This is a genomic window from Demequina iriomotensis, assembly GCF_000971395.1.
GTDB lineage: Bacteria > Actinomycetota > Actinomycetes > Actinomycetales > Demequinaceae > Demequina > Demequina iriomotensis.
Window position 1 is genome coordinate 11,538 of record NZ_BBME01000018.1, and the last position, 13,956, is coordinate 25,493.

Here is a 13,956-nt window from a genome sequence, read left to right on the forward strand (position 1 = left end):
GCCGGGGCGCGCGGGACAGCGCTCGCGTCAGTGACGGCCCGCGCGGAGCCCCCGGACCCACGCGCGAGCGTCGGCGAAGTCCTCCTCCGAGGTGCCCGGCGCGACCGGGGTCGGATAGCCGGAGGCCGCCGGGTAGGAGCCCAGGAAGATCACCGACGGGTGGGTGCGCCGCAGTCCCATGAGGACCTCGGCCATGCGCGGCTCGTCGATGTGCGCGAGGGCGTCGACGGAGAACGAGTACTCGCCCGGACGGCCCGACAGCGGCCGGCTCTCGATGCGCGACAGGTTCACGCCGCGCGCCGCGAACTGCTCGAGCATCGCGAGCAGCGCACCCGCGCGATCGTCGGGCAGGCAGATCGCGAGCGTCGTCTTGTCGGCGCCCGTGGCCGGCGGCACCTCGGTGGGGCGGCCGACCTTGACGAACCGCGTCGCGGCATGGGCGTTGTCAGCGACTCCCGAGGCGAGCACCTCGAGCCCGAGCCGGGCACCCAGACCGGGCGGTGCGAGCGCCGCCTCGAAGCCACCGCCGCCCGCCGCGAGCTCCTCCGCGGCGGCCGCGTTGGACGATGCGGCGATCTGGACGGCGCCCGGCAATGACGCCGCGAGCCAGCGGCGGCACTGGTTGAGACCGTGCGAATGCGCGGAGATCGACGCGATGTCCGCGAGCGCCGTGCCCGGCTGGACCACGAGCTCGAAGGACACCGGCAGGAGCACCTCGCCGAGGATGACGAGCGGCTCGCCCGTCGCCAGCGTGTCGAGCGTCGCGGTCACGCCGCCCTCGACCGTGTTCTCGATCGCGACCACCGCGAAGTCGACCGAGCCGTCCCGCACCGCCGCGAGCGCGGCGGGGACGTCGATCATCGGCACCGCCTCGACCTCGTCGGCCGCGACCATCGCGAACAGCGCGGCCTCGGTGAACGTGCCGGAGGGTCCCAGGAACGCGTAGCTGGGCAGCGTCACGACTCGTCTCCCGCCTCGGATGCCTCCGGCGCCTCGGGCGCCTCGTCCCGGTGCGGACGCAGGCGCTGCTCCACGGAGGCCTGCGTCGACTGCATCCTGGCGCGGATGCGGCGCGCGCTCACCACCGTCAGCACCTCACGGTAACGGTTGGCCCGGCCCATGGGCGTGCGGTCCTCGATCGACGGCCCCTTGTGCCGAATGTCGCACTCCACCTCGGTGATCGCGAGCCCCGCGTGCAGCACGTCGAGCGTCATGGCGACCTCGAGGCCGTTGCCGCGCGCGAGCGGCATCGCCACCTCGAGCGCCTCACGCGTGAGGCAGCGGATGCGCCCGAGCGGCTGGCGCGGCGACCATCCCGTGGCCCTCTCGACCGCGGTCCGCGCGATCTTCGACGGGACCCCGGGCGCGACGGCCTGCGAGTCCGTGAGCGCGACCGCAAGGTCGCACACCCCCTCGAGCACGGCAGGCACCAGCGGCGCGGCGCCGATCGCGTAGTGGCCCAGGTTGGGGTCGAGGATGAGGATCGCCCGCGGCGTGCCCTCGGGCTCGTCGCGCATCGCGATGACAGAGGCGCCGGTCTCGACGGCCGCGGAGCGACCGCGCACATGCGAGTGCCGCACCACGACGGCGCCCGCGCGGCGGGCGAGCTCCTGCGTGTTGTCGGTGGACGCATCGTCCACGACGAGCACCAGGTCGACGCCCGGGATCGCGAGCGCGGCACGCACCGTCGCGGCGATGCGTCGCGCCTGGTTGTGGGCGACGATCAGCGCGGCGACGGACGGACCGTGGACCGCGGCGGGCACGGCCATGCGGCCGCGTGCACGGCGCGCGCGGGCGCGGGCCAGCGCCTCCGTGGAGGCCGCCCTCCGCTCGGATCCCTCGGCTGTCGACACGTCGCCTAGCCTAGTCACCCGTGACCGTCCCAGGTACCACTCTTTGCCCTTTCCTTACCTGCCCGTGGCATCGACCCGACCCTGGCATGCGCCCGATCGGCGTGGAAGAGTAGGCCCCATGCACGATCGCGCCGGCACCATCGCCCTTCCTGAGGATCTCATCGACATCGACGCCCTCCTGGGTGAGTATTACGACCGAGTTCCCGATCCCACCGTTCCCGCCGAGCGCGTCGCGTTCGGCACCTCGGGTCACCGCGGCAGCGCGTTCGACGGCGCGTTCAACGAGGCGCATATCGTCGCGATCACCGCCGCGATCGTCGAGTACCGCCGCGACCAGGGGATCGACGGCCCGCTGTTCATCGGCAAGGACACGCACGCGCTCTCGGGCCCCGCGCAGGAGACGGCGCTCGAGGTCCTCGCCGCGGCGGGGGTCGAGGTCCGCGTCGACGCGCGCGACGGCTACACCCCCACCCCGGCTGTCTCGCTCGCGATCCTGGTCGCCAACGGCGCCGTCTCCGAGACCGGCCTGCGGACCTCGGGCAAGGGCCTCGCGGACGGCATCGTCATCACGCCGTCGCACAACCCGCCGCGCGACGGCGGTTTCAAGTACAACCCGCCCCACGGCGGCCCCGCCGACACCGATGCAACGGGCTGGATCGCGAACCGGGCGAACGAGCTCCTCGCGGGCGGCTGGCGCCAGGTGCCCCGCTTCCAGCTGAAGAAGGCCGTCGCGACGGAGACCACGCAGGGCTTCGACTTCCTCGACCTCTACCTCGACCACCTGCCGTCGGTGATCGACCTCGACGCGATCGCGCGGGCGGGCGTGCGCATCGGCGCGGACCCGCTCGGCGGCGCGGCGGTCGACTACTGGGGTGCGATCGGCGAGGAGTTCAAGCTCGACCTCACCGTGGTCAACCCCAAGGTCGACCCGGCGTGGTCCTTCATGAGCCTCGACTGGGACGGCAAGATCCGCATGGACTGCTCGAGCCCGTACGCGATGGCGAGCCTGCGCACGCTCATGGCGGGCGCGGACAGCCCCTACGACGTCGCGACGGGCAACGACGCCGACTCGGACCGCCACGGCATCGTCACCCGCGACGGTGGCCTCATGAACCCCAACCACTACCTCGCCGCCGCGATCGCCTACCTCTACGGCGGCGCGCGCCCGCAGTGGCCGGCGAACGCGCGCATCGGCAAGACGCTCGTGTCCTCGAGCCTCATCGACCGCGTCGGCCGTGACATCGGCCGCCCGGTGGTCGAGGTGCCCGTGGGCTTCAAGTGGTTCGTGCCGGGGCTGCTCAGCGGCGACATCGCGTTCGGCGGCGAGGAGTCCGCGGGCGCCTCCTTCCTGCGCCGCGACGGCCGCGTGTGGTCGACCGACAAGGACGGCATCATCCTGTCGCTGCTCGCGTCGGAGATCATCGCGTCGACCGGAGCGTCCCCCTCCGCGCTGCACGCGGGGCTCGTGGACCGCCTGGGCGAGAGCTGGTACGCCCGCGTCGACGCCGCCGCGAGCAAGGAGGAGAAGGCCAAGCTGGGCGCCCTGTCCCCCGAGAAGGTCCCCGCCACGACCCTCGCGGGGCGGCCCATCACGGCCAAGCTCACCGCGGCGCCCGGCAACGGCGCGAAGATCGGCGGCCTCAAGGTGACCACGGACGATGCATGGTTCGCGGCCCGCCCGTCCGGCACCGAGGACGTCTACAAGATCTACGCGGAGTCGTTCGTGTCGGAGACGCACCTGGGCGAGGTCCAGGCGGCCGCGCGCGAGGTGGTCGCGGAGGCGCTCGAGGGCTGAGTTACCCCCCCACAACAGGGGGTAGCGCCGTCACGCCTGGTCTGGCAGGGTGTCCGCCATGTCTCGCACTCTGCGCACCCTTGCCCTGGCCGTCGTCGCGACGCTGGCCCTGTCCGGCTGCCTCCGGATGGAGATGAGCTTCACGCTCCACGAGGACGACACCGTCGACGGCGCGATGCTCATCGCGATCGAGAAGGGCGTCGGCGAGGCCATGGGCATGTCCGACGAGGACCTGCTGAGCGAGCTCGACGCCGAGTCCGGCCTGGACGGCGTCGACGGCGCCACGGTCGAGCCCTACGACGACGGCGATTACGTGGGCCAGACGATCACGTTCGAGAACCAGCCGCTCGACGCGACCGACGCGGTCGACTCGGGCCTCACCATCACGCGCGAGGGCGACGAGTTCATCGTCACCGGTGAGGGCGCGAGCGCGGAGGACCTCGAGCAGATGGGCGAGCTGCCCGGCGCCGTCATCACGATGAGCGTGACGTTCCCGGGCGAGGTGACCGAGCACAACGGCACGCTCGAGGGGACCACCGTGACGTGGGACATGCTCGACTCGCCGGCAGAGCTGAGCGCGCGCGGCGGCGCGACCGTGGGCGGCGGAGGCCTGCCGACCGCGCTGTGGGTCGCCATCGGCGCCGTGGTGATCGCGGCCGTCGCCGTCGGCGTGGTCGTCGCGCTGCGACGCCGCGGCGGGGACGCACCCGCCGAGGATGCCGCCGCGACGGCCGAGGGCGCGCCGGTCGCTCCGGTCGAGCCGGAGGCTTCGGCCTTCGCGCCCGCGCCGGTGGCCGACGAGGCGGCGGCGGACGAGGCGGCGGACGAGCCCGCGCCGGCCGGTGAGGCGGCAGCGGAGGAGCCCGCGCCCGCGACCGAGCCGATCGCGCCGACCGTCGAGCTCCCGGCCGCCGCGGATACGATCGAGACGGGCTCCGTCGAGGGCACGGATCCCGAGGAGGACCATGCGCGATGAGAAGGTCGACGGCGACGCTCGCGATCGCAGCGGTGGCCCTCACGGGCTGTGTCCGCGTCAGCACCGCCACCACCTTCTCTGACGCGGACACGCTCTCGCAGCACGCGGTGATCGCGCTCACAAGCCAGGCGCGGACCGTCCTCGAGCAGCAGCTGGGCCAGCTCGGCGACCTCGAGCTCCCCGACGGGGTCGCGGTGCCCGACGGTGCCGGCCTGGACGCGCTCGCGGGCCTCGACTCGCTGCTCGATCCCGATGCCGTGCGCGAAGGGCTCGCACCCCTCGAGGACGCGTACCCGGGCTCGGTGTCGGTGGAGCCCTACTCCGACGAGGACGGCCTCGAGGGCGTCGAGATCGAGGTCTCCGACATCCCCATCGACGCGCTCGCGGACGCCGCCGGCGCGGCACCCCTGGGAGGCGCGACCGCCGTGACGCGCGAGGGCGACACCTACGTGGTCACCCTCGAGTCGGGTGCCGCGAGCGGCCTCGCCGCCGCCGGCGCGAGCGCCGACGACCTCACCCTGCTGGGCGGCGCCGTCGAGGTCGAGGCGTCGTTCACCTTCCCCGGGCTGGTCCACGAGGCGAGCGCGGGCACGGTGGTGGGCAACACCGTCACGCTCGGGCTGACGGATCTGCTGGGCGCGGACTCGATCCGCATCGTCGGCGGCGCCACGGCGCAGCACGACTGGGGACCCGTGCTGAAGTGGCTCGTCGTCGCCCTCGGCGCGCTCGTCATCATCGGCGGCGCGACCGCGCTGGTCCTGCAGGACCGCCGCCGCCGTCACGTCTCGCACCTCCCGCCGCCGCGTGCGTCCGAGGGTGGGCCGGGCACGCTCGGCGGCGACGATGCTCCCGCGCGCGAGGACGCCGGCCCGCCCGCCTGACGGCGCAGGTCGGCGGGCGCACCCCCGCGCGGGGTGGGACCATGGCGCTCGTGCTCGACAACTATCGCGGGATCCTCTCCCACCCCGGGGCGAAGGCCTTCGCCGCGGCCGGCCTGCTGGCCCGCCTCCCGATCTCGATGTTCAACATCTCGGTCATCCTCATGGTCCAGCTGCAGTACGACAGCTACGCGATGGCGGGCCGCGTCGCGGCCGTCGGCACGCTCGTGTGGGCGGCCCAGACGGTGCCCACGGCACGCCTGGTCGACCGCATCGGTCAGCGCGCTGCGATGATCCCGCTGACCCTCGTCTTCATCGTCGGCGCCGTCATGGCCGTGGTCACCGCGATGACCCACGGCCCCGAGTGGCTGCTGTGGGTCTCCGTCACCATCGCGTCGGTCCAGGGACCGCTCGGCTCGCTGACCCGCGCGCGCTGGTCGCATCTGCTCGACTCCGACCGCGACATCCACACCGCCTTCGCGCTCGAGGGCGCGCTCGACGAGGTGCTGTTCGTCACGGGCCCCGCCCTGGCGACCATCCTCGCGACGCTCGTGTGGCCGCCGCTCGGCGTGGTGGTGTGCCTCGTGGCGCTCGTCATCGGCATGACCATCCTGCTCGCGCAGACCGGGACCGAGCCCGCGCCGCATGCGGGCACCGACGTCGACTCGCTCGGGCTGCGCCTGCCGCCCGCGGTGATCGCCGTCGCCGCCGTCACGCTCGGCATCGGCGCGATGTTCGGCGCCTTCGACATCTCGGTGGTGGCCTTCGCGGACGAGGCGGGACGCCAGACGCTCTCCGGCGTGGTCATCGCGATCGTGTCCGCGGGCTCGCTCGTGGGCGGCCTGCTCTACGGCGCCCGCCACTGGCGGATGCCGCTGTGGAAGCGGACGGTGCTCGGCGCCCTCGCGATGACGGTCGGCTTCGGCGCGCTCGCGCTCTCGCCCAACCTCGCGGTCCTCGCGACCCTCGGGCTGCTCGCGGGCCTCACGATCGCCCCGACGATGACGAACGCGGACACCGTGGTGCAGCGCGTGGTGAAGCGCCACCAGATCACCGAGGGCATGGCGTGGCTGCGCATCGGCATGGGCGTGGGCGTCGCGTTCGGCGCGTGGCTCGCGGGCGGCCTGGTCGAGCACTCCGGCGCGCGCGCGGGCCTCGGCGTCTCGGCCGCGGGCGCGGGCCTCGCGCTGGTGCTCGTGCTCGCGAGCGCCGGGATCCTGCGACGCGGGACCGAGCGCGGCGACCGCGCGGCGGAGGACGATGCGCCGCCTCCGTCGGAGCGCGAGGTCGCCGTCGAGCAGCCTCCGACGCCGCCCCACCTCTGATTCTGCGAAGAGGGGACCTAGGTCCCCGCCGACCCCCGGAGCCGGCCGCTACCGTCGTAGACACAAGAACGTGGGCGGCAGCGAAGCCGCCCGAACACCCGTGGCTCGGGCGATCATCCGGGGACTTGGTCGCCCGAGCCGCACCCCATTCCGTGCGCCGGTGCCCCGCTCCCTCCCCCTGGGGCGCCGGCGCCGGATCATGTCCGGACCAGGGCGCACTCTCGTAGGGTGGCGCCATGGGGCCCGACCTCCGCATCGACTCCGCCATCACCGCCGCGCTCACCGTCGCGGTGCTGCCGCTCGCGATGCTGCCCGCGCTCGGCGTGGTGGTCCGCCGCTACGGGCGGCTCCAGGCGTGGCCCCTGGTGAGCGCCGTCGGCCTGCTCGCGTCCGCATCGTCCCTCGCGGCGTTCACGCTCTTCCCGCTGCCCGCCGACGGGCAGCTCGACTGCACCGGCGTGGGGCTCACCGACCGCTGGCAGCTCGACCCGTTCGCGCAGCTGAGCCAGGTCGCGCGCGCGGTCGAGCACCGGGGCCTCCTCGGGGCGCTCGACGGCTGGATGGTCCGCTACGCGATCCTCAACGTCCTGCTCTTCGTGCCCTTCGGGCTGTTCCTGCATCAGATCACGCGCTGGCGGGGCGGCGCCGTGGTGCTCATGTCCGCCGGCACCTCGCTCGCGATCGAGATCACGCAGGGGACGGGCGTGTACGGCATGTACCCGTGCCCGTACCGCACGCTCGACCTCAGCGACGTCCTGCTCAACACCCTGGGCGGCACGGTCGGGCTGGCGTGCTCGCTGCTGCTCGCGCGCGCCGCGTTCGCCAGCCCGACCCCGCTGCCCGACCTCGATCCGCCGGGCCGGGCGCGGCGCGCGATCGCCGTGCTGGTCGACGTCGCGCTCGTGGCGTCGCTCGCGCTCGCGACGGCGGCGACGGTGCAGGCGCTGCTCGCGCGCTCGGCGACGCTCGCGGCGGCGCAGGACCGCCTCGGGCAGCCGCTGATCGAGGTCACCATCGACGTGGGCGCCGCCGCGCTCGCGACCCTCCTGCCGTGCCTGCTGTCGCGGGACCGCGCGACGCCCGGCGAGCTGCTGCTCAACGTCGCTCCCGCCGTCGTGGGCACGGGCGAACGGCCGCCCGTGCCCCGCCTGCTGGCGCGGTGGGCAACCCGCTGGCTGCCGTGGGCGCTGGTGCCGGCGCTCCTGCCCGCGATCCTCCTCGCCGAGGCGCTGGTGGCGTGGATCCGCACGGATCAGCGTGCGCTCAGCTCCGTGGTCTCCGGCACGACGACCCTGTCGCGACCCGCCCTCGCGGCGCTGCGAGCCCCGCGCGTCGAGACGGCGCTGCCGCTTCGCGACGACGCGTGAGACGTCAGGGCCGGCTCGCCGGCATCGAGACCCGGACGACGATCCCGCCCTCGTCCCCGGGACGCGTGTCGACCGCCCCCTCGTGGACCTGGGCGACCCGCGCGACGATGGGCAGCCCCAGCCCATGGCCCGCGACCTCCGATCGCTGGGCCCCGCGCGAGAAGCGCACGAACAGCGCCGGGATGTCCTCCGCGGCGACGGGCGGCCCGGAGTTCGCGACCTCGACCAGCGCGCCGTCGCCCTCGCTCCAGACGCGGCAGCGCACCCAGCCGTCCTCGGCCCGGTTGTAGCGCAGCGCGTTGTCGATGAGGTTGGCGATCATCCGCTCGAGCAGCACCGGGTCGCCGAGCACGGGCGCATCCTCGATGTCGAGGTCGATCGCGACGCCGGACGCCGTCGCGCGGGGGGAAGCGGCCGAGACCACCTCCGCCGCGACGTCCGCGAGGTCGGCCTGCTCGCGGGTGTGGATGACGTCATCGGCGCGCGCGAGCGTCAGCAGGCTGGTCATGAGCGAGTCCGCGCGCGCCACCTGGGTCTCCACCTCCTCCGCGAGCTCGCGGGCCTGGCGCGACGGACGCGAGGAGGACAGCACGTTGTCGGCCGACGCGCGCAGCACGGCGAGCGGCGTGCGCAGCTCGTGCGAGGCGTCCGCGGCGAAGCGCTGGCGCGCGTCGAATGCGGACTCGAGGCGTGCGAGCATCCCGTTGAAGGCGTGGCGCAGGCGACCGAACTCGTCGTCGGGACCGTCCTCGGGGAGGCGGCGGTCGAGCGTGCGCTCGGACAGCGTGCTCGCGGCGCGGGCGATCTCGTCGACCGGGCGCAGCACGCGTCCGGACAGCCACCACGCGAGGCCGACCGCCAGGACCGCCGAGATCGCGAAGGCGAGGAGCGAGCGCGTGAGGAGGTCCTCGAGCACCTTGGCGCGCGCCGCCTCGTCGATCGCCGCGAGGGTGCGCGCGACCGCATCGTCCTGCGGCGCGTCGGGCCGCGTCCCGTCTCCGGCCCAGGGGCCCTGGGGGTCCTGCGGCCCGGGCGACGCGGGGATCTCGATGCCCTGCTCCGCGAGCGCGTCCTGCAGCGCCTGCTGACGCTCGGCCATCTGAGCCGGACCGGTGGTGGTGCCCGCGACGAAGAGGTAGGCGGTGGTGACGAGCACCCCGGCGACCACCACGAACAGGAGCGCGAACGTCGCCGTGAGCGTGACGCGGATGGTCACCCTCATGCGCCCATGTCCTCGCGCAGCACGTAGCCCACGCCCTTGATCGTCTCGATGAGCGCGGGCTCGCCCAGCTTGCGGCGGAGCGTCACCATGGTGACCCGGACGGCGTTCGTGAGCGGGTCGGCGTACTCGTCCCACACCTTCTCCAGCAGGGTCTCCGCCGACACCACACGGCCGGGCTGCGCCGCCAGCACCTCGAGCACGCCGAACTCCTTCGGGGCGAGCGTGATGGTCCTGCCGTCGCGGGTCACCGCGTGCTCGTCGGGCCTGATCTCGAGCCCGCCGATGCGCATGTACGGGCGCGCCGCCACACCCGCCCGGCGGCCGAGCGTGCGCACCCGTGCGATCAGCTCGGCCATCGCGAAGGGCTTGGCGAGGTAGTCGTCCGCGCCGAGGCCGAGCCCCTCGACGATGTCGGCGAGCGTGCCCGCCGCCGTAAGCATGAGGATCCGCACGGGCGAGCCCTCCGCCGCGAGCTCGCGACAGACGTCGTCCCCGTGCACGCGCGGCAGGTCGCGATCGAGCACCACCACGTCGTACTCGTTGACCGCGCACTTCTCGAGCGCCTCGGCGCCGTCACGGGCCACGTCGACCGCGAGGCCCGCGCGCCTCAGGCCCGTCGCGACCTCGCGCGCGAGCACGGCATGATCCTCCACCACGAGCACCCTCACGCGGGCGCCTCCTGCTCCTGCACTGCTGCCACTTCCCTCACGTCCGGCGCTGTCGGCTGCGTCCACAGTACGCACGCCGGGGTGTGGGCAACGTCAGGGCCGCTCCTCCGCCTTGGCGCGGCCGTCCGCGTCGAGCGACAGCAGGTAGATGTCGTAGCCGTCCTCGTCCTCGCCGCCGTTGAGGCACAGCGCCTGCAGCTCGCCCGGCGCCTCGGCCGTGCCGGGGATGTACGTGTCCGGGGCCGGGCGGCACAGCCCCTCCGGCAGGCCCGCGTCCACCAGCCGCCACTGGTCCGTCACCAGGTCGACCACCACCCAGGTCCCGCCGTCGGAGCGCCACAGCGAATCCTGCGCCGCCTTCCGTGCCTTCTTGCCGGAGAGCGCCGGATCGATCTCGACCGGGCTCTGGGCGAGGAACATCGCGACGGTCCCCGACTCGTCGAGCCAGACCTCGTCGCCTCCCTCGCCGTGGCCGTTCACCGAGCCCTGCGCGAGGAGGCTGTCGAGCGCCTTCTGCGCGCCGAGCGCGCGGAACACCGAGCCGGCCTCCCGCACGAAGAGCGACTGGACCGCGCCCGTGTAGGTGTACCCGGCCCATAGGGTGCCCTCGCCGCCGAACGATGCCCGGGGCGCGACGGAGTAGACCATGCGGGACTCCTCGTCACGCTGGAGCGATGGGATCGCGTCGCCACCCCAGTCGTCGACCACCAGTCCCGACTCGAGCTCGACCTCGACCACCTGGTAGCCGTCACCGCCGCCGAGCCGCGCGGTCCACGCGACACGCGCATCGAGATCGGCCTCGAGCACCACCACCTCGACGTCGGTGCGCAGGTCGAACAGCTTGAGCAGGTCGCCGTCGGGCGCCTCGAGGTAGAGCGCCTGCGCGGTGCCGCCGAGCCGCCACGTGTCGCCGTCCGCCGAGTGGACCGCGACGTCCCAGCCCTCGCCGACGCAGGACCACACCGCGGCGGTCATCGCGCGCGCCTCCGGCAGGCCCTCGGGCTCGTCGACCAGCACGGGCGGGCGGAGATCCTCGGGAAGGTCCTCCCAGACGCAGTCCGCAGTGATCGCCGTGGGAGCAGGCGACGGCGCCGCGGACGGGGTGGGCGAGGCCGACGCCACAGGCGCCGCGACGTGCTCGACCGTGACTATCGGCTCGACGGTGAGGTAGGCGCCGCCCAGCAGACCCGCGCCCACGACGGCGCCGGCGACGGCCGCGAGCGCCTGGCTCCCACGCGACATCTGCACCTCCTGCCCGCGAGGGTAACCGCGTCATGGCCCGTCACCGGTCCGGCGCGCTGTCGCCGCACGCGTGAGATCGGTCACCCTGCGCGCCGCTAGGTTGAGCGGCATGACCGCCCGCATCGCCATCGTCACGACCCTCGAGATGTCGGTCCCCGACGCCGACGAGGACCTGCTGCTGCCGCTCCTGCCCGAGGCGGCGCTCGTCGCGTGGGACGACCCGGCGGTGGAGTGGGCGGCGTTCGACGTCGCGATCCTGCGCAGCACCTGGAACTACCACGACCACCTGGACGCGTTCCGCGCCTGGGCCCGCCGCGCATCGTCCGTCACGCGGCTGCTCAACCCGGTCCCCACCCTCGAGTGGAACACCGACAAGCGGTACCTCGCGGACCTCGCCGCGGCGGGCTTCCCCGTGGTCCCCACCACCTTCGTCGCGCCCGGCGAGGCGGTCCCGGACGATGCGGTGGTCGGGCTGGGCGCGCACCTGGTGGTCAAGCCCTCGGTGGGCGCGGGGTCCAACGGCGCCCGCCTGTTCGACGGCGACCCCGACGGCGCCGCCGCGCATGTCGCGGCGCTGCACGCGCAGGGCAAGGTCGCGATGCTGCAGCCGTATCTCGCGGAGGTCGACACCGCGGGCGAGACGGCGCTCATCTACCTGGGAGGGCGCTTCTCGCACGCCGCACGGAAGGCCGCGATCCTGTCGCGCGACATGTCGTGGGAGACCGGGCTGTACGCCGACGAGAAGGTCGTGGCGACCACCGCGACCCCGGCGGAGCGCGACCTCGCCGACCGCATCGTCGCCGCGCTGCCGGGGCTCGGCCACCCGGATCTCGCCTACGCACGCATCGACCTGCTGCCCACGCCGCCCGGCCCGGTGGTCCTCGAGCTCGAGCTCACCGAGCCGAGCCTGTTCCTGGGCCTCGACCCGGAGGCACCGGCGAGGGCGGCGGCGACCTTCCGCGCGCTCCTCCCGCTTCCCTGACAGTCACCACGGATCTCGCTCCGACACGCCGACGAGGGGCCTGTCACCCGGGGCCGGCGCCCGCGTGTCGCGCTCGATTCCGTTGGCACTGTCCGGAGGGCGGGGGCATCGTCTACTCTTGTCCACCGAGGGGAGTACTTCCCAAGCCCCGTTCCGGTCAGTACGAGATCTTCGTGGATCCTCCCGGGCGGGCGCCGCAAAGCGGCGAAGGAGACCTCAGGACTTCGCCGTACCTGAGGAGACCCATGTCCCCCCTGCTGCTCGACACCTCGACCACCGAGCCCGCGCTGCACTCGATCGCCACGCCGGGCCTGTGGATCGGCACCATCGTCGCCGTCATCGGCCTGCTCGCCTTCGACTTCGTCATCACGCGCAAGCCGCACGAGGTGACCTTCAAGGAGGCGCTCGGCTGGACCGCGTTCTACATCGCCATCCCGCTGGCGTTCGGCGGCTGGGTGTGGGCCGCGCACGGCGGCGACATCGGCGTGAAGTACTACACCGGCTACATCGTCGAGAAGTCGCTGTCGGTCGACAACCTCTTCGTCTTCATCCTCATCCTCAGCGCCTTCGCGGTGCCGCGCGTGCTCCAGCAGCGCGTGCTGCTGTTCGGCGTCGCCGGCGCGATCGTGCTGCGCGGCCTGTTCATCGCGCTCGGCGCGGGGCTCATCGCGACGTTCGACTGGACCTTCCTCCTGTTCGGCGCGATCCTGCTCGCGACCGCCGTCAAGGTCTTCCGCGACGCGCTCAGCCACGACGACGAGCAGGTGGACCCCGAGCAGATGCGCATCGTCAAGGTGCTGAGCCGGTTCTTCCCCGTCACCGGCGAGTACGAGGGCACCAAGGCCACCGTCATCCGCAACGGCCGCCGCGCCCTCACCCCGCTCGCGCTCGTGATGGCGGCGATCATCGGCACCGACATCGTCTTCGCGGTCGACTCGGTCCCCGCCGTCTACGGCATCACCGCGGACCCCTACCTGGTCTTCGCCACCAACGCGTTCGCGCTGCTCGGTCTGCGCGCCCTGTACTTCGTGCTCGAGGGCGCGCTGTCGAAGCTGGTGCACCTGGGCTACGGGCTGTCGATCATCCTCGCGTTCATCGGCGTCAAGCTGGTGCTGCACTGGGCGCACGGCGTGTGGCCGGGCGTCCCCACCATCCCGACGCTGCTCTCGCTCGTGGTCATCGTCGGCGTGCTCGCAATCACCACGGTCACCAGCCTGCGCGCCTCGAAGCGCATGGAGGCGGAGGCCGCCGCCGCGGCCCACGCCGGCTTCGTGGACCCCGCCGGGGACCCCGGGCAGCGCTGACGCACGCCCTGCCCGCGCGTCACCGTCGGCGACGCGCGGGCAGGGCGGCGGCGGTCCCTTCCACGAGCCGCTGGAGCGCCGGCGGGTCCTCGATCATCTCGGCGGCGACGATGCGGTGCTCCTTTGCGCCGGGGTACGGCGGCCCCTCGGGCAGCCCCTCCGTGACGGCCGTCGGCTTGAGGAACAGCACGCCGTCGCACACGACCCCCACGAACACCTCGTCGCAGTACAGGCCGTACTCGCCGAACATCGCACGGACCCTGACGGGGAGCGGCTCCAGCTGCTCGAGCAGGTGGTCGACGACGGCGCGCGAGGTTCCCATGGCACCGACGCTACGCTCGGCG

The 13,956-nt window shown here is 73.6% G+C and carries 13 protein-coding genes; 7 read left to right on the plus strand and 6 right to left on the minus strand.

Going from position 1 to position 13,956, the window contains the following annotated elements; all coding sequences use genetic code 11:
* Positions 1 to 27: 27 nt before the first annotated feature.
* The gene (gene pheA / locus AOM09_RS12510) at positions 28 to 960 is read right to left on the minus strand and encodes a prephenate dehydratase (protein ID WP_062389080.1); all 933 of its coding nucleotides are present in this window, start codon (positions 958 to 960) and stop codon (positions 28 to 30) included.
* On the minus strand, positions 957 to 1,853 hold the full coding sequence (locus AOM09_RS12515) for a glycosyltransferase (protein ID WP_228375140.1): 897 nt from the start codon (positions 1,851 to 1,853) through the stop codon (positions 957 to 959). The genes pheA and AOM09_RS12515 overlap by 4 nt, the downstream gene beginning before the upstream one ends.
* A 118-nt stretch (positions 1,854 to 1,971) precedes the next feature.
* Between AOM09_RS12515 and pgm the strand changes: the two genes are divergently transcribed.
* From pgm to AOM09_RS12540, 5 genes are all read left to right on the plus strand, one after another.
* Positions 1,972 to 3,648 carry a phosphoglucomutase (alpha-D-glucose-1,6-bisphosphate-dependent) gene (pgm, locus tag AOM09_RS12520; protein ID WP_062389085.1) on the plus strand — a complete coding sequence of 559 codons (1,677 nt, stop codon included), beginning with the start codon at positions 1,972 to 1,974 and terminating at the stop codon, positions 3,646 to 3,648.
* A gap of 58 nt (positions 3,649 to 3,706) precedes the next feature.
* Entirely contained in the window at positions 3,707 to 4,624 is a 918-nt protein-coding gene (locus AOM09_RS12525) for an LppM family (lipo)protein (protein ID WP_062389089.1), read from the plus strand.
* Positions 4,621 to 5,505: an LppM family (lipo)protein gene (locus tag AOM09_RS12530; protein ID WP_062389091.1), complete on the plus strand. Its 885-nt coding sequence runs from the start codon at positions 4,621 to 4,623 to the stop codon at positions 5,503 to 5,505. The genes AOM09_RS12525 and AOM09_RS12530 overlap by 4 nt, the downstream gene beginning before the upstream one ends.
* A gap of 41 nt (positions 5,506 to 5,546) precedes the next feature.
* Positions 5,547 to 6,827 carry an MFS transporter gene (locus AOM09_RS12535; RefSeq protein WP_062389094.1) on the plus strand — a complete coding sequence of 427 codons (1,281 nt, stop codon included), beginning with the start codon at positions 5,547 to 5,549 and terminating at the stop codon, positions 6,825 to 6,827.
* A 236-nt stretch (positions 6,828 to 7,063) separates the two neighbouring features.
* Complete coding sequence (locus tag AOM09_RS12540; RefSeq protein WP_062389096.1) at positions 7,064 to 8,194, plus strand: VanZ family protein; 1,131 nt, start codon at positions 7,064 to 7,066, stop codon at positions 8,192 to 8,194.
* 4 nt (positions 8,195 to 8,198) lie between these two features.
* Here AOM09_RS12540 and AOM09_RS12545 read toward each other — a convergent pair whose 3' ends face one another.
* From AOM09_RS12545 to AOM09_RS12555, 3 genes are all read right to left on the minus strand, one after another.
* Positions 8,199 to 9,416, minus strand: coding sequence for a sensor histidine kinase (locus AOM09_RS12545; protein ID WP_082099128.1), 1,218 nt, complete (start codon positions 9,414 to 9,416; stop codon positions 8,199 to 8,201).
* A complete protein-coding gene (locus AOM09_RS12550) occupies positions 9,413 to 10,084 on the minus strand; it encodes a response regulator transcription factor (protein ID WP_062389101.1) in 672 nt (223 codons plus the stop codon). Before AOM09_RS12550 ends, AOM09_RS12545 begins: the two co-directional genes overlap by 4 nt.
* Positions 10,085 to 10,177: 93 nt before the next feature.
* Complete coding sequence (locus tag AOM09_RS12555; RefSeq protein WP_062389104.1) at positions 10,178 to 11,326, minus strand: hypothetical protein; 1,149 nt, start codon at positions 11,324 to 11,326, stop codon at positions 10,178 to 10,180.
* Between the two features lie 109 nt (positions 11,327 to 11,435).
* Here AOM09_RS12555 and AOM09_RS12560 point away from each other — a divergent pair, with 109 nt between their 5' ends.
* A complete protein-coding gene (locus AOM09_RS12560; protein ID WP_062389105.1) occupies positions 11,436 to 12,308 on the plus strand; it encodes an ATP-grasp domain-containing protein in 873 nt (290 codons plus the stop codon).
* A 245-nt stretch (positions 12,309 to 12,553) separates the two neighbouring features.
* Complete coding sequence (locus AOM09_RS12565; RefSeq protein ID WP_062389109.1) at positions 12,554 to 13,612, plus strand: TerC family protein; 1,059 nt, start codon at positions 12,554 to 12,556, stop codon at positions 13,610 to 13,612.
* 19 nt (positions 13,613 to 13,631) lie between these two features.
* Here the strand turns inward: AOM09_RS12565 and AOM09_RS12570 are convergent, their stop codons facing one another.
* Complete coding sequence (locus AOM09_RS12570) at positions 13,632 to 13,934, minus strand: TfoX/Sxy family protein (protein WP_062389112.1); 303 nt, start codon at positions 13,932 to 13,934, stop codon at positions 13,632 to 13,634.
* Between the last annotated feature and the right edge of the window lie 22 nt (positions 13,935 to 13,956).

Bases quoted from the DNA above. Each gene is read 5' to 3' on its own strand.
- AOM09_RS12540 (WP_062389096.1), top strand. From the start codon at position 7,064: ATGGGGCCCGACCTCCGCATCGACTCCGCCATCACCGCCGCGCTCACC.
- AOM09_RS12530 (WP_062389091.1), top strand. From the start codon at position 4,621: ATGAGAAGGTCGACGGCGACGCTCGCGATCGCAGCGGTGGCCCTCACG.
- AOM09_RS12565 (WP_062389109.1), top strand. From the start codon at position 12,554: ATGTCCCCCCTGCTGCTCGACACCTCGACCACCGAGCCCGCGCTGCAC.
- AOM09_RS12560 (WP_062389105.1), top strand. From the start codon at position 11,436: ATGACCGCCCGCATCGCCATCGTCACGACCCTCGAGATGTCGGTCCCC.
- AOM09_RS12545 (WP_082099128.1), bottom strand. From the start codon at position 9,416: ATGAGGGTGACCATCCGCGTCACGCTCACGGCGACGTTCGCGCTCCTG.
- AOM09_RS12570 (WP_062389112.1), bottom strand. From the start codon at position 13,934: ATGGGAACCTCGCGCGCCGTCGTCGACCACCTGCTCGAGCAGCTGGAG.
- AOM09_RS12555 (WP_062389104.1), bottom strand. From the start codon at position 11,326: ATGTCGCGTGGGAGCCAGGCGCTCGCGGCCGTCGCCGGCGCCGTCGTG.
- pgm (WP_062389085.1), top strand. From the start codon at position 1,972: ATGCACGATCGCGCCGGCACCATCGCCCTTCCTGAGGATCTCATCGAC.
- AOM09_RS12525 (WP_062389089.1), top strand. From the start codon at position 3,707: ATGTCTCGCACTCTGCGCACCCTTGCCCTGGCCGTCGTCGCGACGCTG.
- AOM09_RS12535 (WP_062389094.1), top strand. From the start codon at position 5,547: ATGGCGCTCGTGCTCGACAACTATCGCGGGATCCTCTCCCACCCCGGG.